This is a genomic window from Gryllotalpicola reticulitermitis (assembly GCF_042651345.1).
In the GTDB taxonomy this organism is placed as follows: Bacteria; Actinomycetota; Actinomycetes; order Actinomycetales; family Microbacteriaceae; genus Gryllotalpicola; species Gryllotalpicola reticulitermitis.
Window position 1 is genome coordinate 369128 of record NZ_JBHSCN010000003.1, and the last position, 17299, is coordinate 386426.

Below are 17299 nucleotides of genomic sequence, written 5' to 3' on the forward strand. Positions count from 1 at the left end.
AATGGTCGTTCCTCAAACCGGGCGCCGCCGAGTCGGCGTCATGGGCGGCACTTTTGACCCGATCCACCACGGCCACCTGGTCGCCGCGAGTGAGGTCGCGCAGTCGTTCGGACTCGACGAAGTCGTCTTCGTTCCGACCGGGCAGCCCTGGCAGAAGGGCGTCGTGACGCCGCCGGAGCACCGCTACCTGATGACAGTGATCGCCACTGCGTCGAACCCCCGGTTCACGGTGAGCCGAGTCGACATCGATCGCCCGGGGCCGACCTACACGATCGACACGCTGCGCGACCTCAAAGAGCAGCACCCGGACGACGACTTGTACTTCATCTCGGGCGCCGACGCGATCGCTCAGATCCTCACCTGGAGAGATGCTGATCAACTGTGGAAACTGGCCCACTTCGTCGCTGTGAGTCGTCCGGGACATGAACTGAGCGTTACGGGTTTGCCGAAGGGCGACGTAAGCTTGTTGGAGGTTCCGGCATTGGCGATCTCTTCGACGGACTGCCGTAGTCGGGTTAGCAGGGGCTTTCCCGTCTGGTATCTCGTTCCAGACGGTGTTGTCCAGTACATCTCCAAGCACCACTTATACCGGAGCGTGGCATGACGTTGAGGCAGGATCAGCAGCAGCCGCTGACTCGCCGCCAACTGCGTGAGTTGGAGAAGGCGCAGCAGCGGGGCGCAGAGGGCGAGCAGCAGGTTCCGCCTGTCAGCCTCCCGTTCAGTTCCGATCCGGCACCCGCGCCCGCTGAGCTTCGTCCGACGCTGTCCGAGCCGCAGCCAGATGCCGAGCCTGTCGCCGAGGCGCCGAAGCCGCCGGCACCGCAGACGTCGGCTGCACCCGTCGTCCCCCTCACTCGCCGTCAACTCCGTGCACTGCAGCAGGCGTCCGAGGGTCATCAGGTTCCGATCGCCGAGGTGCCGCAGGCCGAGGCATCTGCGCCTGTTGCCGCCGCGCCGTCCGTCGAGCCGATCGTCGATGTGCCGATCTCCGCGCTGCCGCTGCCGCAGAACGAGGCGGCGGCGCCGCCCGTCATCGCGACTGCGCCTGCTCCGGAGCCGGCCGCCGCGCAGGTGTCGAGCCCCGAGGTCATCGCCGATGCGCCTCAGGGCCCCGTCACGGGTCAGGTTCGCGCCTTCCAGCCGCCGACCGGTCACTGGTCGCTCGCGGGCGAGCAGGGTGACGACGATGTGACCAGCTCGACCGGCAGCATTTCCGCCTCGAATGCACTGATCATGCCCATCGTTCCGTCGGCGGCTGACGTCACGGGGCCGCTCAACGCGACGGGCGAGATCCTGCTGACGGGGTCGATCGACCTGCCGCGGGGGCTCGGGTCCACCGGCCAGGTGCAAGGGCGCTTCGACGGCAACGACATCGATCACATGCTCGACCAGAACGATCGCGACGCGAGGCCCGATTCCGGGGTCGAGCCCGTCGCGGCCACTCGAGCGATTTCGACGCACGCGCCCAGCGTGAGCCCGAACATCGTTCCGCCCAGGAAGACCAGCCACAAGGTCGGTGCCATCGTCGGTTCCGTTGTCGGCGGCGTGGCTGCCCTCGGCGTCGCCGGTGTCCTGGTCGCCGGCTTCGTATTCCATGCGTTTTAGGGGATTTTCTGCATGACGGCATCCGCCCACGCCCGAGAGTTGCTCCACTTCGCTGCAGTCGCAGCCGACTCGAAGGCCGGTGAGGATCTTGTCGCGCTCGACGTGAGCGGTCCGCTCCCGCTCACTGACGTGTTTCTGCTCGTCTCGGGCAACTCGGAGCGCAACGTGATCGCCATTTCCGACGCTGTCGAAGATGCGTTGAACGACGCCGGCCAGAAGACGTTGCGCCGCGAGGGTAAGGAGCAGGGTCGCTGGGTGCTGCTCGACTTCGGAGATCTCGTGGTGCACGTCTTCCACCAGGAAGACCGGCAGTACTACTCGCTCGAACGGCTGTGGCGGGACTGCCCGGTCGTGCCGTTCGAGCTGCCGAACGCAGCTGTCGCGAACTCCTAGCGTCGAGCTTGCTGAAGCTGTCTCGATTTTTGGGCGCGGCGGCCGTGTAGTAAGCTTGACGAGTTGCCGCGAGAGCGAATCGAGCGGAAACACCGTCTAAACAACGGGTCTGTGGCGCAGCTGGTAGCGCACCTGCATGGCATGCAGGGGGTCAGGGGTTCGAGTCCCCTCAGATCCACCAAGAGTCCTGATAGAACGGTTATTCCGGAGCCCTGAACAAGGGAAACGTGATGGCCGTTCGACATTTATTCGACACTTCACCGTCAACGCAGGCCGAGTGTTTTTGCGCCTTCGGTGACCCTCGGGGAATCACGTCTGGTCTCGGCCTCCTTTGGTGCATGCAGAGCAAAGCACCGGATGAGCCGCAATGGGACGAGATTCTGACGCTCTCACGACTGGCGGCGTGGCTCGGAGTGCCCGTCCAGACGATCTACGACCTGCGCAGTCAGGGTCGTGGACCGCGCGGGTTCCGTGTGGGCCACGAACTCCGCTTCCGCCGGAGCGAAGTTGAGACGTGGCTCGAGCAGCTCGAAGCGGCCGATGAGGCCAAGCACGACGGAGCGGAGAGATGAGCGGCGGCAGGCCTCGAACCGCAATCGGGACCTATGGAACGGTGAGCGTTCGCCGACACGGGCGCAGCTACATCGCGACCACCCGCTTCCGGGATCTTGACGGCCGGCTTCGTGCGGTCGCAGCCTGCGCCGCATCGCGCTCGGCGGCGCAAGCGCACCTGAAGGAACGACTGCTGAGTCGTCCGGGCTTCGGCAGCGGGGGAGTGCTTTCTCTGTCGAGTCCGTTCAGCGATCTCGCCGAGCTATGGTTGGCGGACCTCGAGCTGCAGGATCTGACGGAGGGCACAAGGAAGAACTACAGGCAGGATCTGAAGCGTCAGATCCTGCCGGCGTTCCAGAACTACACCCTCGGGGAAGTGACTACCGGCCGTGTCGAATGGTTCCTCAAATCTGAGGCAAAGGTCTCCTACTCGCGAGCCAAGCACTCCCGAACCATGCTCAACCTGTTATTCGCTTTCGCGTTACGGCACGACGCGATCCCTCGCAACCCCGTGGAAGGCACCTCGCCGCTCGAGAAGCCGAAGAACACGCCCCGGGCGCTGACGCTCGAGCAGGTGGCCGCAATTCGCCAGGCTGCAGCGGTGTGGCGCACTGGGCCGGACGTGAAGGGCCCGAAGCCCGACGGACAGGTGCGCGACATCACAGAGGTCCTGCTGGGAACCGCTTTGCGGATCGGAGAAGCCCTGGCCCTGCGTCCCTGCGACATCTTTGACGGCCCCAATGGCATGGAACTCCAGGTCCGCGGAACTGTCGTGCTACGCACCGGGCAAGGAGCCGTGCGGCAAGATCATCCGAAGACAGAACACTCCGTGCGACGCATCGCGGTGCCAGAGTTCGCCGCCACGGTGCTGCGTGCACGACTCGCGGCGAGGGGCGAGGGCGAGCGGCGACGAACCATTTTCTCAAATAAGAGCGGCGCCCCGCTGAGCCCGTATAACGTCCGCCGGACATTTCGTGAGTTCCTGGCCCTCGCCGGGCTCCAGGATTCCGGGATATCTCTGCGCTGGTATCGCCGCACTGGCGCCACGGTGATCGCCCGGGGAGCCAGCACGGATGCAGCCGCCTTGTTCCTCGGCCACGGATCGACGGCCATCACCGAAGGGCACTACATCGAGCCTGATCGCACCGTCGATCGGGAACCGGCCGCGCTCCTCGAACGTACGCTGCGCCGGGACGCCGCCGACAGCGCTCTTCTGCAAGCTCCGTATTCCAGTGCGGAGGAGGAACTACTCGCAGAACTCGATGAAGCCGATAGCGAAGCCGCGTAGTCGCCCGAACTCGATGTCCCATTGGAAGACGGCTTTTACCCGGCCTGTCCTCGCTCACATAACGTCGGTAGACTCAGCAGTGGTGGTGGGGCCCACCGATTGAACCGCGGATACTCCGCCAACGGTCCCTGACTCGAATCCGATGTTGGACGAGCAGGAGATGCGTTATGGCACCACGGATGGTCGTTATCGGGCGGAATGCTCGGCAGCTCGGTGAGGACGAGGACCACAACCTGACGCATGAGGAAGTGCGCATCCTCTGGTCGTTTGTTCACGGCGACATCATGAATCCCGGCGTCCGCGCACAGCTCTACGGAAACTGGGGGCTGTGCGAGCGGCACTCGTGGGCATATGCGGTTGTCGAGATCGAGCTCTGGGAGTCGGGCGCGGGGGCGCGCGGCGGGCATCAGCCCTTCGACGTGTCCGTGCTGTATGCGGATCTCCTGGCGCGGATGCGCGCCGAGATCGGTCGTGCTCACCGCCGGCATGGGCAGCTGCGTGCGATCACTCGTTCGGGGACGTGCGTGGTATGCGCTGACATCGCCTCGGATGAGCCCGGTGAGATGGCGGTGACGCATGCGGGCATGGATCTGGAGAAGCTCACGGCCGAGGCGAACCGGATGACGTACACGAAGGCATGGCTTGACGACACGATGCGGTACTGGCGTCCGCAGGTGTGCCCGATGTGCCGGCGCGAACCGGGCCCCGATGGGGATGCTCAGCTGTGCCGGATGCACCTGGAGAGGCTGCTGGACCAGCGCGCCATCGAGGGCGAGCTTCTCGCCGGCTACCTGGGCGGACTGGAGCGTCGGCTGCGGCAGCTGACGGACTCTATGACGGAAGGCGGGCAGCCGTCCTCACCTGAGGCGGACGCGTCGTGGGTGTCGACCTTGGCGTGGTTCAACAACTGGACCTTCCCGCTACGGATGACGGGCGGCCGTGAGAGCGAGGCGGATCCTTCGCCATCGCTTTGACCCGCTCCTCTGAGCAGCCTGAAGGCGTTAGACCACGCGGCCGTTCAGAGCGGCACGTATGCGCACTGCTTCGCGGGCGAGGTCGACGTCATCGGCCTCGGGCGGAAGATAGGTGAAGTCGAAGTCCTCGAGGCCGTTCGTGGGGAAGACGTGCAGATGTGCGTGGGGTATGTGGTAGCCCGCGATCACGAGCCCGGCTCTGCGTGCCTCGTAGACCTGGACGAGCGCGGCGCCAACCCGTTGGGCGGCCAGGAAGACGCGTGCCGCGGTGGCGTGGTCGAGATCTGTCCATCTGTCGACGGCCATCGTGGGGATGACCAGGGTGTGGCCGGCGGTGTGGGGGTGTGAGTCCAGGAAGGCGACGACGCTGTCGTCTTCCCAGACGATGTGCGCGGGTGCCTCGTGGCGGACGATCCGCGCGAACGCGTCCATCACCACTACGGCCCCGCAAGCTGAAGAGCGGGCGCGACTGCGACGGTGCTCAGTGGTCCTCCCAAGGCAGCTTCTCGCCGTGTGCCACAGGGTTCAGAGGGATGACGATGACCGGACGGTGTTGCCGGTGCGCGAGATGGACGGCAACGGATCCGGTGAAGAACTCGTGCGCGGTTGTGCGAATGCCCTGCTTGCGGGTCCCGACGATGATCGCCTCAGAGTCGAGCTCATGCGCGACCTTGGCGAGCTCGTGCGCAGGTTCTCCCGCGAGGGCGCGCAAGGAGTACGAGACACCACTGGGGTCGAGCAGCGAACGCACATGGGCGGCGAAGCTGGCGTCGAACTGCTCCGTCACTTCCTCGTCCTGGAGATCGGGGTCGATGTCCCAAGCCACGACGCTCCCGTCGGGGTTGCGTCGCACCTCGTAATGCGTTGGGTCGACGGTGGCGATGACGAGCTCGGCGTCGAATTTCTGGGCGAAGACGATGGCCTGGCGGATGACGTCGTCTGGCCGCTGGTCTTTGTCTTTGACGAGGCCGACGACCAGGCTCGAGTGGCGCGATGCGGGCGTGTCAGTCATCTGGGGCTCCTATCGTGACGCAGCTGTGACTGCTTCCTGATAGGGACTGTTGTCGGCGCTCCGCCGAGGTTGGGTACGGCGAGCCCCACCGCCGTTGCATCTGTGCATTCATGACACTAGCGCCTCCGCGTCGAGTTGAAAGGGGGTAGTCATGGTCGTTTCCCCTCGTTCTCGGCCCTGACCGGCGATGCTGGGACGGCAGGCGGCCATGATGATGCGCCGAGGGCTGTGGACAGCTGCTGTGCGGCCCGCCGGAGCGCGGTGATGGCGTTCTCAGAGGCGGGCCACTCATCGATGGGGAGCTCAATTCCGACGGCAGCGACCGCGGAGCCGGTGTTGTCGGAGACGATCGCCACGATCTCGGCGAGGCCGGCGCTTTCCTCGTAGCGCTCTTCGGCGACGCCGGTTTGGAGCACGCGCTCCTTCTCCGGCCATGCCGGCTGAGGCAGTGCCAGGGAGGCACCGTGTGCGAGGAAACAAGCGAAGACCTTACCGAAGGCGCTACCGGCCAGCGGCGCCGTGAGCCCCGTCTCGTCAAGCTGGAGCTCGCTGCCTGGACGCGGCTCGTGCCGGACGATCGCATAGCTCTCGTGCAAGGGCACAGCCGCGCGCGAGGCGAGTCCGGTGCTCCGGCTGAGGTTCGTAAGCGGTCGCGAAGAATGTAGGCGCAGCTCGCTGGAGTCCAGGTAGGCACGGGCCAGGCCCAACACACCCGCACCCAGACGGTAGCGGCCGCCGTCCTTATCTCGCTGGATGAGTCCACCCCGCTGGAGCTGCTTGAGATTGTTGACGATGGTGCTCGGCGGAAGATCCAGCTCCGCCGCGATCTCCGCAGCAGTCAACTGCCCGCCGTCCCGCAAAGCATTCAGGATGGCGACAGCACGGTCAATCGTCTGAATCACGGTCCGTCCTCTTGCGCTGCAGAAAAGGCCGCCATCCGGATCGGGGGGATGTTCGGCAGCGGCCGGTTCGGGCTGGAGACCCACTGCGGCCGCTCGGGCAGCTTCTTGACGCCGGCGAAGATCTCGGCGATCTGGGTGTGGTCGAGCGTCTCGTGCTCGAGCAGCTCGGCGGCCAGGCGGTCGAGGATCTCGCGGTTCGCGTTGAGCACCTCGTAGGCCTCGTCGTGCGCCTTCTCGATGAGGGCGCGCACCTCGGCGTCGACCTTCTCGGCGATGGACTCGGAGTAGTCGCGCTGGTGGCCCATGTCGCGGCCGAGGAACATCTCGCCGGAGGACTGACCGAGCTTCACCGAGCCGATGTCGGCGCTCATGCCGTAGTCGGTGACCATCTGCCGGGCGATGCCCGTGGCCTTCTCGATGTCGTTCGCGGCGCCGGAGGTCGGGTCGTGGAAGACGATCTCCTCGGCGACGCGGCCGCCCATCGCGTAGGCGAGCTGGTCGAGCAGCTCTTCGCGGGTGACCGAGTACTTGTCCTCCAGCGGAAGCACCATCGTGTAGCCGAGGGCGCGGCCGCGCGGCAGGATCGTGATCTTCGTGACCGGGTCGGTGTGGCGCATCGCGGCCGCGGCGAGGGCGTGGCCGCCCTCGTGATAGGCCGTGATGAGCTTCTCCTTGTCCTTCATCACGCGGGTGCGGCGCTGGGGTCCTGCGACCACGCGGTCGATGGCCTCGTCGAGGGCGCGGTTGTCGATCAGCTGCGCGTTGGAGCGCGCGGTCAGCAGCGCGGCCTCGTTCAGCACGTTGGCAAGATCTGCGCCGGTGAAGCCCGGCGTCTTGCGCGCGACGACCTCGAGGTCGACCGACTTCGCGAGCGGCTTGCCGCGGCCGTGCACCTCGAGGATGCGCTTGCGGCCCTGCAGGTCGGGCGCGTCCACGCCGATCTGGCGGTCGAAGCGGCCGGGGCGGAGAAGGGCCGGGTCCAGGATGTCGGGCCGGTTGGTCGCCGCGATCAGGATGACGTTCGTCTTGACGTCGAATCCGTCCATCTCCACCAGCAGCTGGTTCAACGTCTGCTCGCGCTCGTCGTGACCGCCGCCGAGGCCCGCGCCGCGGTGGCGCCCGACCGCGTCGATCTCGTCCACGAAGATGATCGACGGCGCGTTCTGCTTCGCCTGGTCGAACAGGTCGCGCACGCGCGAAGCGCCGACGCCGACGAACATCTCCACGAAGTCGGAGCCTGAGATGGAGTAGAACGGCACGCCCGCCTCACCCGCGACGGCGCGGGCGAGCAGCGTCTTGCCGGTTCCAGGGGGGCCGTAGAGCAGCACGCCCTTCGGGATCCGGGCGCCGACGGCCTGGAACTTGGCCGGCTCCTTGAGGAAGTCCTTGATCTCCTGAAGCTCTTCGATGGCCTCGTCGGCACCGGCGACGTCGTCGAAGGTGACCTTCGGGCTCTCCTTCGAGACGAGCTTCGCCCGCGACTTGCCGAAGTTACCGAGCGGGTTCTGCCCGACAAGCCGGGTGCTGAGGAACCAGAACAGCGCAGCCATGAGCGCAAACGGTGCAAGTTCGCCAAGGACGTCCAGGATCGGGTTGCTGCGGTCGATCTGGTCGTTAAAGCCCTTGGCGAGCTTGGCTTCGTCGACGGCGTTCACGATGTCGGCGCCGCGTTGTGACACGTAGGAGAACTGCACACGGGTGCCGTTGGTGCCATCTGCCTTCGCCAGGCGCAGTGTCACGCTCTGACGAGTGCCGTCGATCGTGGCGCTCAGCGCTCGGTTTTCACTGAGCAGTTCGAGACCGTGCTGCGTGCTGACACTGTGAACCCCGTTGGCGGCCGTTGCGGTGAACCAGATCAACCCAGCGAGTGCACCGATCACGTAGCCGATGACGATCTGTCGACTGAAAAAGGGGCCTGTGCCCGAGTCGCGGCCGCCAGCTGAGCGTCCGGTCACGATTGGGCGATCCCGGTGACGACGGCGAGGATGGCGAGCACGGCGATGAGCATGTAGGCCATGTAGGCGTCGAGGCGCCCGGACTGCAGGCGTTGTGCGGCGTGCACGATGCGGCGGGCGGCGGGGATGAGGGGTCGGTAGAGGTAGCGTTCGATGATGTCGACGACGTCCACGGTGTAGCCGAGTTGGACTGCGCCGGGCCCGCGGTCTTCGTCGCCGACGCGTCCGCCGGTTTGGGCCTCCTCGCGGCGCAGCTCGCCGCGAGTGAGGAGGATCGCGGCGAGGACCTTCCGCATGGGGTTGGCGAAGGCGAAGGAGGTGTAGCCGCGACCGTGGGCGACGCCGGGAGAGGCGGAGGTCCACGGCGGTACGCGGCGGACGCGCAGGAGTCGGCGGCCGGAGATCGCCCAGCTGAGCAGGGCGATGAGGAGGACGTAGCCGGGAATGACGATCCAGAGCCAGCTGGGCGAGAGAGCGGAGAAGCCGGAGTAGACGGGTTGGAGGATCCACCTGCCGGTGACGGCGGTGCTGGCGGTGCCGTCGGTGATCTGGGTGAGGCCTGCGGCGATGGTGCGCAGCTCGAGCGGTGCGAAGGCGGCGGTGCCGAGGCATCCGATCACGAGCAGGACGATGCCGAGGCGGTGCGTCCAGGCGCGTTCGTAGCGGCGGCGTTCGGGTCGTAGGGGCGTGCTGCGGCGTCCGAAGGCGGTGAGGGCGATGAGGCGGACGAAGGCGACGGATGCCACGCCGACGGTGAGCGCGACGAGGACGCCGGCGACGGCCAATGACAGGTCGAGGGGCAGCGACTGGATGCGGAATTGCTGCATGAGGGCTTCGAGGGTGAGCCATTCGGAGGCGAAGCCGGCGGTGAGGGGGATGCCGGCGAGGGTGAGGGCGCCGATGACGAGTCCGGTGGCGGAGAACGGGAGGTTGTGCGCGGTGGCGCGGAGTCGGTCGAGGTCGGTGGTCTCGTAGGCGTCCTCGATGCCGGCGGCGGCGACGAACAGGAGGGATTTGCCGAGGGCGTGGGCGATGACCTGTGCGGTGGCGGCGAGGAGTCCTGCGGCGAGGAAGGCGTGTTGCCCGGTGATGGCGCCGACGAGGGCGACGCCGTAGCCGGTGAGGATGACGCCGGCGTTCTCGACGCTGGACCAGGAGATGAGGTAGGCGAGGTCGGCGTGGACGGCGGCGTGGCTGATGCCGAGGAGCGCGGTGAGCCCGGCGACGATGAGGACGACGCAGGCGAGCCATGCGGGCGGGGCGCCGAGGATGTGGAGGGTGCGCCAGAGTCCGTAGAAGCCGACGTTGACGGCGCTGCCGGCGAGGATGGCGCGGGCGGGGCCTGGGGCGGCGGCGTAGCTGGGCGGTAGCCAGAGGTGGACGGGCATGAGGCCGACCTTGATGGCGAAGCCGAGGATGAACAGCACGTAGGCGGTGTCGCGGACGAGCCGCGGTGCACCGTCGGCGATGCCCGTGAGGTCGAGGGTGTGGCTGTAGGCGTAGAGAAGGGATCCGGCCAGCAGCACGGCGGCGCCACTGAAGCTGCTGAATGCGGCGGCGAGCACGGCGGCGCGTGCGCGGCCGGGTCGGCGGCGGTCGTAGCCGACGACGAGGTAGAACGCGAAGCCGAGGCCCTCCCAGCCGAGCAGCAGGGTGAAGAGGTTCCCGCCGGTGATCACCACGAGCGTCGCCAGGAGTACGACGGCCACGCCTGCGCTGAGTCTCGCGCGGTGCGCGGCGCGGGAGGCGGTGGCGGAGATCACGGCGGGGAGGGCGACGCCGAAGGCGATGAGCAGGAAGAGCGCGGAGAGCCGGTCGACGTGCACGGCCGACTCCGTGAACGCATCCCCAGCAACCCCGCTCGTCACTGCGCGACCGTCTAAGAGCCTCGAGCCGGCGATCAGCACGAGGAGGATGCCGGCGATGCTGAGCACCCAGCTCGCTTGACCGAGAATCCGCGTGCCGAGGCGGCGGCGGGGCACGCCGGCGAACCAGCCGACCACGGCGGCGAGGGCGAAGAGTCCGGCGGCGGTGAGGACGAGTGTCATGGCTGCTCCTTCCCGGTGCGGGGCTGGAGCCGGCCGAGGGCGAGCAGGATGCCGTGCAGGATGCTGAACGGGGTGGCTGGGGCGCCGGGCACCCACACGTCGACGTTGACGAGGGGTTCGATGCCGAGGCCTTGGGTGTAGCCGCCGCCGATGAGGCCTCCGCTGGCGGCATCCGCGCCGACGCCGATGACGACGACGGGGTCGGGCATGCCGTCCCGGGTACGGGCGAGCGGTTCGTGCATGCCTTCCGTGCCGATGCCGGTCACGAGCAGGATGTCGGCGTGGCGGGGGCTCGGGGTGATGAAGATGCCGAGGCGGTGGATGTCGTAGACAGGGTTCAGTAGCGCCTGCACCTCCCATTCGTCGGAGCCGTCGGAGCCGGCATCGACGTGCCGGATGTGGATCGATTGCCGCAGCGACCGCACCCGCTCGGCGATGCTGCGGCGCAGCAGCCGGAGCGCCTCGTGGTTTTCCTGCACGTCGCCGACGACGAGCGCGCTGCGCCCAACCCGCGCCGTGTCCGACCCGCGTCGGATCGCGAAGCTGCCGGGGGCGATTGTTGTGCACCGACGGCAGAGGATGCACCGGCCACGGTCGAGCGTGATGCCGTCTGCCCCCACGTCGATGGCGCCGGTCGGGCACCGGGCGGCGGCCTCGCGGGCGTTCTCGGTCGCGTTCGTCTGCGGGATCACGTCGATCGCGGCGGGGAACCCGTCGAAGTAGCCGTCGGGCTTCTTCGGCCACCCGGCGGTGAGTTTTCCGTTGCTGATTCCGTGCGGGACCCAGGGCATCACATCGCCACCCCTGCATAGCTGAGGCCGAAGCTCGCTTCGATGAACGGGAAGTCGGTGAAGATGTCGGTGCGGAACGCGTCGTGGAACGCCACGAGGTTGTGCAGCGAGGCGGAGCGGGCGAAGCATCGGGCGATGAGCCCATTCTGGAAGCTCACGGCGTAGAGGACCTCGCCTTGCGGCGCCTCTGCGGCACCGATCGAGAGCCCGTCGGCCGGTCGCGCGGGTTCGTCGGCGACCAGCCGCTGTTCGGACTGCATGCCGAACGCGGCGGTCGCTGCATGGATGAGCTGGAAGGAGACCTCGATCTCCGCCCACCGCACCCGCAGCCGGGCGCGGGCATCCCCGTCCTCATCCACTGCGGGGCTGCTCGGGAGCGATAGGTGCCGGTAGCCGTCGTAGGGGTGGTGCCACCGGTCGTCCACACTTTGGCCGCTGGCGCGGCCGATCGGCCCGAGCAGCGCCCAGGCGGCCGCGTAGTCGGCATCCAGGGGGCCCGTGCCGCGCAGCCGGTCCAGGAACGATGGCGTGCCCATGGTGCGCCGCGCGTCGTCCCGGATGCGCCGCTCCAGCGTCTTCAGCTCGGCGAGCGTGTCCTCGTCGGGTGCGGTGAGTCCGAGTCGTACGCCGCCGGGGATGACGGCGGTGCGGCCGAATCGGCTGCCGGTGAGCCGGGACATGATCCGCATGGTGATCTCCTTGTGCCACCCGAAGCGGGCGGTCGCAACGGCGAGCCCTGCGGCATCCGTCAACCGCATTGCGACGTCGAGGTGGTTCGCGATCCGTTCGAGCTCGGCGAGCACGACGCGCAGATGCTGGGCGCGGGGCGGCACGAGGATGCCGGCGGCGGCTTCGGTGGCGTGGCTGAAGGCGAGGGCATGGGCGACGGATGCGATTCCCTCGACCCGTTCGGCGACCAGGACGCCGTCGTCGGGTGTGCGTCCTTCGAAGCGTTTGGCGACGCCGCGGTGCTTGAAGTGCGGGCGGATGTTGAGGTGCGGGATGTCCTCGCCCGGCGTCTCCAGCAGGAACTCGATCGACTCGAACACCCCGGACCGCACCGGCCCGAAGGTGAGCGTGAACAGGCCGTGCCCGGTCACATCCACGGGGCCCTGCGTGTCGGTGCGGGCGGTCACCCGCGCCCCGTCGCCGTCTGAGCCAGGCTCGGGGTGGGCGCTGCCGGGGGAGAGGGGCAGCAGCAGCGGGTCCGGGCGCGGGTGCCCGACAGGCGTGAGGCCGGACAGGTCGTGCAGGGCGCGCTCGTACCAGAACGCGGGCGGCAGCTGCGGGCTGAGCGACGGGTACTCGCGGCGTCCCATCGGGTCCGTGGTGACCGGTACTTCAATGGTGTCGAAGCCGTCAGGCGTGGCCAGCAGCGCGATGAGACGCGCGGCGGGGCCGTTGGCGGTGCTGTACAGCCCGGCAAAACGGATGCCGCGTGCCACCGCGGACAGCACGGCGTCGTGCCACTCGTCCGGGCTTTCGTACGGGTGCCGGGTCATGAGGAGGCTCCGTTCAGCTCGGCCGCCCCGCGGGTCAGCAACTCCTGCAGCACCTCGGGCGGGTGCACCCCGAGGAGAAGCAGCGCGGCGACGCCGATCAACACGGGGACGACCATCCAGTAGCTCGGCTCCGAGCGCGGCAGGGAGGGTGCGGGGCCGGGCTGGAAGAGGACGCGGGTCGTGGCGATCATGAGGCCGAAGAACGCGCACGAGACCAGGACGAGGAGGATCGCTGCGACCACTCCGTGACCCGATGCGACGCCGCCGGTGACGATCTGGAACTCGCTGCGGAACATGCCGAATGGTGGGAGTGCGCCGAGGGAGAAGATCGCGACGAGGAACACCGGGCCGCTCCACGGCAGGGAACGGATGCCCCCGCGCATCCCGGCCATTTCCTTCGTGTCGAACTTGTGCACCAAGGTGCCGGCCCCCATGAACGCGGTGCCTTTCGCGGCGGCGTGGGCGAGGACGTGCAGGAGGACCCCGGCGAGGGCGATCGGTGCGCCGAAGCTGACGCCGATGGCGAGCACGCCCATGTGCTCGACGCTGGAGTAGGCGAGCATCCGTTTGATGTTCTTCTGCGCGAACAGGTACAGCGCCGCCAGCAGCAGAGAGAGCACGCCGAAGATCAGCAGCGTGTTCTGCGGGAAGGCGTGCCCGAGAGCGGCGGTGGCGATCTGGTAGTAGCGCAGGATCGCGTAGAAGCTCGTCGCCAAGAGCGCCCCGGACAGCAGGGCGGAGATCGGGGTCGGGGCCTCGGAGTGCGCGTCGGGGAGCCAGGTGTGCACCGGGAACAGGCCCACCTTCGTTCCGTAGCCGACCACCGCGAGGCCGAAGGCTAGCTCGACCGGTGTCGCGGGCAGCTTGTGGGCGACTTGCAGGAGTGGGGCGAGGCCGAGGTCGTAGGACTCGCCGATGACGGTGGATCCGGCGTAGTAGAGGATGATCGTCGCCAAGAGTCCGATGCCGAGGCCGCTGGAGGCGATGAGCACGTACTTCCACGCCGCCTCGGTCGCCTCCTGGGTGCGGTCGATCGACACGAGCAGCGCCGAGACGACGGTCGTCACCTCCACGGCGATCCATAGCAGCGCGAGCCCGTTCACGAGCGGTGCGGCGATCATGGACCAGGCGAAGAGGTTGAAGCCGAGGTAGAACAGCCGCGAGTAGCGGCCGAACATCGGCAGCGCATCCCTGCCGCCGCGGCGGATCATGCCGCGCTCGTGGGAGAAGTAGCCCACCGTGTAGATGGCGGTGACCGGGTAGAGGAACGCGGTCGCGAGCAGGAACACCTCTGACAGGGCGTCCACCCGCAGGAAGGGCGGAGCGGTGATGACCCCGTGCGTGGCTGCGGGGGCGAGCGTGATCGCGAGGACGAAGCTGATCGTCGCGGCGACGATCGTGCCGATCTCGTTGGCCTGCCGAGGCAGCACGAGGCACAGCACCGTCATCGCGGCCGGCACGAGGAACAGGATCAGGAGGGCGGAGGAAGCCATGTCAGCCTCGCAGCCGGTCGAGGTGGACGGTGGAGTACGACTTCGTGCGCTGCGACTGGACGCGGATGATGACCCCGAACACCACCACCGCCACCAGCAGGTCGAAGAGGAACGCCACCTCGAGGATCAGCGGCAGGCCTGCGGCGACGACGAGGCTCGCCATCGACACGCCGTTCTCGAGCGAGAAGAATCCGATCGCCTGGCTGATGACGTCCCGTCGCAGGATCATCAGCACGAAGGAGACCAGGATCACCGCCACCGCCAGGCTGAGCGCCGCGGTCGGCAGGACGTCCGAGTGGATGCCGAGGGCGCCGACGGCGAAGAACCCGAAGCCGGCGACGATGATCGACACGATCACCTCGCTCGCCACTCCGAGCGTGCCGGAGCCGGCGATCTCGCTCGGACTGTCGCGCAGCTGGCGCAGCATCACGAGGGGCACGATCACCGCCTTCAGCAGGAAGGAGACCGCGGCGAGGATGAACAGCTCCGGCACCCCGCGCCCGACCGCCACTACCCCGGCGAGCACGCTCACCACGAAGGACTGCGCCGCGTACAGGCGCACCTGGGCCCGGAAGAGGGAGGCGCGCAGCATCCCGAACTCCAGCAGCAGCACGATCACCGCGACCGTGTTCGCGGTGCCGTCGAACACCGTCGGTGCGGGCCGCGAGACCGCGGCGAGGACGAGCGGATGCATGACTAGCCGCCTCCCAGATAGAGGGTGAAGATCGCGAGCACGGCCAGCAGGAACGCCGCCGAGACGAACTCGGTGATGCGGAACAGGCGCAGCTTCGCGAAGGTGTTGTCGATCACCGTCACCACGACCCCCAGCACGATCGCCTTCGCCAAAAGGGCCACGATCGCCAGCAGCACCCGCCCCAGACTGTGGGTGGAGGCGAGCCCCCAGGGGGCGACGAACACGTTCAGGAAGATCGTGAAGAAGATCAGCTGCTTCGCGCTCGACCCCCACTTCAGCAGCGCGAGATACGGGCCGGAGTGCTCGAAGGAGCGGCCTTCCTCGATCATCCCCAGCTCGATCGTGCCCGAGTGCGTCTCGATCGGGATGCGGCCCGTCTCGAACAGGATCACCATGAACAGCGCGGCCGACGCCAGCAGGTGCGCGGGCCGCACGATCTGCGCCGGCCCGCTCGTCACCGTCGCCGCCAGCACGTACGGCAGGTCCGTCGCGGTCAGCAGCGAGACGGTGAAGACCACGAGCAGCACCACCGGCTCCGTGATCGCCCCGAAGGTCTTGGCGCGGCTCGCGCCGAGCTGCGCATACGGATCCCCGGTCTCGCCGGCTGCGACGGCGACGACAAAGCTCGCGAACGCGAGGATGATGCCGCCGCCGAGGATGTCGCCCATGTCGCCCAGCGGCAGCGCATAGGTGGTCAGCACCGGGATCAGCAGCGGCACCGTCAGGTAGCAGGCGAAGGCCAGCACGGGTGCGAGCAGGAAGAACGGCCCAACCCCGGCCGGCATGAGCGCTTCCTTGCGGAACAGCTTGGCCAGATCGAAGTAGGGCTGCAGGATGCGCGGGCCGCGCCGGCCCTGCATCCGCGCCTCCACCTGCGCCATCACACCCGTGATGCCGGGGGAGGCGAGCACGATGGTCGCCACCTGCAGGACCTGCGTGACGACGGGCGAGAGGGTCAGCACGCGGCCACCTCTGCACGCGCGCCACCTGCGTCGAGGGCTGCTTCTGCCCTGGCAGTTGTGCGCATGTCGTGCTCCTTCTCCCGTTGAGGGGATCAGGGGCTATCAGCGCAAGCGCGGTTCGGACGGCATCGTCCTGGCGAGCTCCATCGCCGGATTCAGTAGACCAAACCAATCACGCCCGGTCAAGGAACGCCACACCCTTGACCCGCCGGCAGCGGCGCCGCTATGTCGGCGAAGTCGTGTACTGTCGCATTCGACGGCGATGGACCCCGCCGGAGCATCATGCTCGAACCGCCCTGTTGGCTGACGGATCCTACCGATCTGGGTAGGTGACGCGTGGGCGAAGAGATGGGCCGGCTTGTTCTGCTTCGGCATGGTGAGAGCGTCGCCAACGCCAACGGCCTGTTCACCGGTGCTCTTGATGTGCCGCTCACGCCGGCCGGAATCCGAGAGTCTCTGGGTGGAGCGGAATTGGTCGCCACCGCGGGAGTGGCGATTGCAGCGATCTTCTCCTCGCCGTTGCGGCGCGCCCGCACCTCAGCCACGATCGCTGCCGCGTCTCTCGATTTCGACTTGGAGGGCGTCGAGTTCGACTGGAGGCTCATCGAGCGCAGTTACGGGGCTTTGACCGGGCAGTCCAAGGCGGACGTGCTGCACCGATACGGAAGTCAGCAGTTCCGACACTGGCGCCGCTCCGTCACGGGCATGCCGCCCCGCATGTCTGAGGCGCTGCACCGTCGGCTGGCCGCGCAGGCATCCTTCCATGGTTTGCCTAGCGAGGCGCTGCCCTACACGGAGTCGTTGCGCGACGTGATTACCCGGCTCGGTCCGTTCGTGAGCGAGAGGGTCTTTCCTCGGCTGCGCACGGGAGAGAGCATCCTTCTGGTCGCCCACGGCAACTCCTTGCGAGCAGTGTGCGCCATCCTGGACAAGCTCGACGACGATGAGATCGCCGATTTGAACATCCCGACGGGGCATCCGCTGGTGTACGACTTCACTCCTGAGCTCACGCCCGTCGCCAGGGGCGGCCGCTATCTCGACGAAGAATCCGCCCTGGCCGCCGCGGCCGAAGTCGCAGCACAAGGAGGCACATGATGAACAATCCGTCGTCAGCAGGCTCATCCCCGA

The 17299-nt window shown here is 67.7% G+C and carries 17 protein-coding genes, 1 tRNA gene and 1 riboswitch; of the genes, 8 read left to right on the forward strand and 10 right to left on the reverse strand.

The window, feature by feature from the left end; translation table 11 throughout:
* The first annotated feature begins 1 nt into the window (after position 1).
* The 7 genes from nadD (at position 2) to ACFOYW_RS05855 (ending at position 4812) form a co-directional block, all read left to right on the forward strand.
* Positions 2 to 604 (forward strand): nicotinate-nucleotide adenylyltransferase, encoded by a 603-nt coding sequence (gene nadD, locus ACFOYW_RS05825; protein WP_390227835.1) that lies wholly within the window; start codon positions 2 to 4, stop codon positions 602 to 604.
* Entirely contained in the window at positions 601 to 1605 is a 1005-nt protein-coding gene (locus ACFOYW_RS05830) for a hypothetical protein (protein ID WP_390227836.1), read from the forward strand. Before nadD ends, ACFOYW_RS05830 begins: the two co-directional genes overlap by 4 nt.
* A gap of 12 nt (positions 1606 to 1617) precedes the next feature.
* Complete coding sequence (rsfS, locus tag ACFOYW_RS05835; protein WP_390227837.1) at positions 1618 to 1998, forward strand: ribosome silencing factor; 381 nt, start codon at positions 1618 to 1620, stop codon at positions 1996 to 1998.
* A 105-nt stretch (positions 1999 to 2103) separates the two neighbouring features.
* Positions 2104 to 2179, forward strand: a tRNA-Ala gene (locus ACFOYW_RS05840).
* Positions 2180 to 2336: 157 nt separating this feature from the next.
* A complete protein-coding gene (locus ACFOYW_RS05845) occupies positions 2337 to 2570 on the forward strand; it encodes a helix-turn-helix transcriptional regulator (RefSeq protein WP_390227838.1) in 234 nt (77 codons plus the stop codon).
* On the forward strand, positions 2567 to 3838 hold the full coding sequence (locus ACFOYW_RS05850) for a tyrosine-type recombinase/integrase (protein ID WP_390227839.1): 1272 nt from the start codon (positions 2567 to 2569) through the stop codon (positions 3836 to 3838). Before ACFOYW_RS05845 ends, ACFOYW_RS05850 begins: the two co-directional genes overlap by 4 nt.
* 167 nt (positions 3839 to 4005) lie before the next feature.
* Positions 4006 to 4812: a hypothetical protein gene (locus tag ACFOYW_RS05855; RefSeq protein WP_390227840.1), complete on the forward strand. Its 807-nt coding sequence runs from the start codon at positions 4006 to 4008 to the stop codon at positions 4810 to 4812.
* Positions 4813 to 4839: 27 nt separating this feature from the next.
* Here the strand turns inward: ACFOYW_RS05855 and ACFOYW_RS05860 are convergent, their stop codons facing one another.
* From ACFOYW_RS05860 to ACFOYW_RS05905, 10 genes are all read right to left on the reverse strand, one after another.
* On the reverse strand, positions 4840 to 5244 hold the full coding sequence (locus ACFOYW_RS05860; protein ID WP_390227903.1) for an HIT family protein: 405 nt from the start codon (positions 5242 to 5244) through the stop codon (positions 4840 to 4842).
* 49 nt (positions 5245 to 5293) lie between these two features.
* The gene (locus ACFOYW_RS05865; protein WP_390227841.1) at positions 5294 to 5824 is read right to left on the reverse strand and encodes a universal stress protein; all 531 of its coding nucleotides are present in this window, start codon (positions 5822 to 5824) and stop codon (positions 5294 to 5296) included.
* 149 nt (positions 5825 to 5973) lie between these two features.
* Positions 5974 to 6810, reverse strand: a complete 837-nt coding sequence (locus ACFOYW_RS05870) for an IclR family transcriptional regulator (protein ID WP_390227842.1) — start codon at positions 6808 to 6810, stop codon at positions 5974 to 5976.
* Positions 6723 to 8681, reverse strand: coding sequence for an ATP-dependent zinc metalloprotease FtsH (gene ftsH, locus ACFOYW_RS05875; RefSeq protein WP_390227843.1), 1959 nt, complete (start codon positions 8679 to 8681; stop codon positions 6723 to 6725). The genes ACFOYW_RS05870 and ftsH overlap by 88 nt, the downstream gene beginning before the upstream one ends.
* A complete protein-coding gene (locus tag ACFOYW_RS05880; protein ID WP_390227844.1) occupies positions 8678 to 10729 on the reverse strand; it encodes a proton-conducting transporter transmembrane domain-containing protein in 2052 nt (683 codons plus the stop codon). The genes ftsH and ACFOYW_RS05880 overlap by 4 nt, the downstream gene beginning before the upstream one ends.
* Positions 10726 to 11520, reverse strand: coding sequence for an NADH-quinone oxidoreductase subunit B family protein (locus ACFOYW_RS05885; protein WP_390227845.1), 795 nt, complete (start codon positions 11518 to 11520; stop codon positions 10726 to 10728). The genes ACFOYW_RS05880 and ACFOYW_RS05885 overlap by 4 nt, the downstream gene beginning before the upstream one ends.
* The gene (locus ACFOYW_RS05890) at positions 11520 to 13022 is read right to left on the reverse strand and encodes a hydrogenase large subunit (protein ID WP_390227846.1); all 1503 of its coding nucleotides are present in this window, start codon (positions 13020 to 13022) and stop codon (positions 11520 to 11522) included. The genes ACFOYW_RS05885 and ACFOYW_RS05890 overlap by 1 nt, the downstream gene beginning before the upstream one ends.
* A complete protein-coding gene (locus ACFOYW_RS05895) occupies positions 13019 to 14515 on the reverse strand; it encodes a proton-conducting transporter transmembrane domain-containing protein (protein WP_390227847.1) in 1497 nt (498 codons plus the stop codon). Before ACFOYW_RS05895 ends, ACFOYW_RS05890 begins: the two co-directional genes overlap by 4 nt.
* Position 14516: 1 nt before the next feature.
* Positions 14517 to 15209: a hypothetical protein gene (locus tag ACFOYW_RS05900; RefSeq protein ID WP_390227848.1), complete on the reverse strand. Its 693-nt coding sequence runs from the start codon at positions 15207 to 15209 to the stop codon at positions 14517 to 14519.
* A 2-nt stretch (positions 15210 to 15211) separates the two neighbouring features.
* The gene (locus ACFOYW_RS05905) at positions 15212 to 16171 is read right to left on the reverse strand and encodes a respiratory chain complex I subunit 1 family protein (protein ID WP_390227849.1); all 960 of its coding nucleotides are present in this window, start codon (positions 16169 to 16171) and stop codon (positions 15212 to 15214) included.
* Between the two features lie 86 nt (positions 16172 to 16257).
* A riboswitch (Fluoride riboswitch) is annotated at positions 16258 to 16331 on the reverse strand.
* A gap of 176 nt (positions 16332 to 16507) precedes the next feature.
* Between ACFOYW_RS05905 and ACFOYW_RS05910 the strand changes: the two genes are divergently transcribed.
* Positions 16508 to 17266 carry a 2,3-bisphosphoglycerate-dependent phosphoglycerate mutase gene (locus ACFOYW_RS05910; RefSeq protein WP_390227851.1) on the forward strand — a complete coding sequence of 253 codons (759 nt, stop codon included), beginning with the start codon at positions 16508 to 16510 and terminating at the stop codon, positions 17264 to 17266.
* Positions 17267 to 17299: the final 33 nt, after the last annotated feature.

Coding starts and splice junctions, on each gene's coding strand:
- nadD (WP_390227835.1), top strand. CDS start 2: ATGGTCGTTCCTCAAACCGGGCGCCGCCGAGTCGGCGTCATGGGCGGC.
- ACFOYW_RS05830 (WP_390227836.1), top strand. CDS start 601: ATGACGTTGAGGCAGGATCAGCAGCAGCCGCTGACTCGCCGCCAACTG.
- rsfS (WP_390227837.1), top strand. CDS start 1,618: ATGACGGCATCCGCCCACGCCCGAGAGTTGCTCCACTTCGCTGCAGTC.
- ACFOYW_RS05845 (WP_390227838.1), top strand. CDS start 2,337: ATGCAGAGCAAAGCACCGGATGAGCCGCAATGGGACGAGATTCTGACG.
- ACFOYW_RS05850 (WP_390227839.1), top strand. CDS start 2,567: ATGAGCGGCGGCAGGCCTCGAACCGCAATCGGGACCTATGGAACGGTG.
- ACFOYW_RS05855 (WP_390227840.1), top strand. CDS start 4,006: ATGGCACCACGGATGGTCGTTATCGGGCGGAATGCTCGGCAGCTCGGT.
- ACFOYW_RS05860 (WP_390227903.1), bottom strand. CDS start 5,244: ATGGACGCGTTCGCGCGGATCGTCCGCCACGAGGCACCCGCGCACATC.
- ACFOYW_RS05865 (WP_390227841.1), bottom strand. CDS start 5,824: ATGACTGACACGCCCGCATCGCGCCACTCGAGCCTGGTCGTCGGCCTC.
- ACFOYW_RS05880 (WP_390227844.1), bottom strand. CDS start 10,729: ATGACACTCGTCCTCACCGCCGCCGGACTCTTCGCCCTCGCCGCCGTG.
- ACFOYW_RS05885 (WP_390227845.1), bottom strand. CDS start 11,520: ATGCCCTGGGTCCCGCACGGAATCAGCAACGGAAAACTCACCGCCGGG.
- ACFOYW_RS05890 (WP_390227846.1), bottom strand. CDS start 13,022: ATGACCCGGCACCCGTACGAAAGCCCGGACGAGTGGCACGACGCCGTG.
- ACFOYW_RS05895 (WP_390227847.1), bottom strand. CDS start 14,515: ATGGCTTCCTCCGCCCTCCTGATCCTGTTCCTCGTGCCGGCCGCGATG.
- ACFOYW_RS05900 (WP_390227848.1), bottom strand. CDS start 15,209: ATGCATCCGCTCGTCCTCGCCGCGGTCTCGCGGCCCGCACCGACGGTG.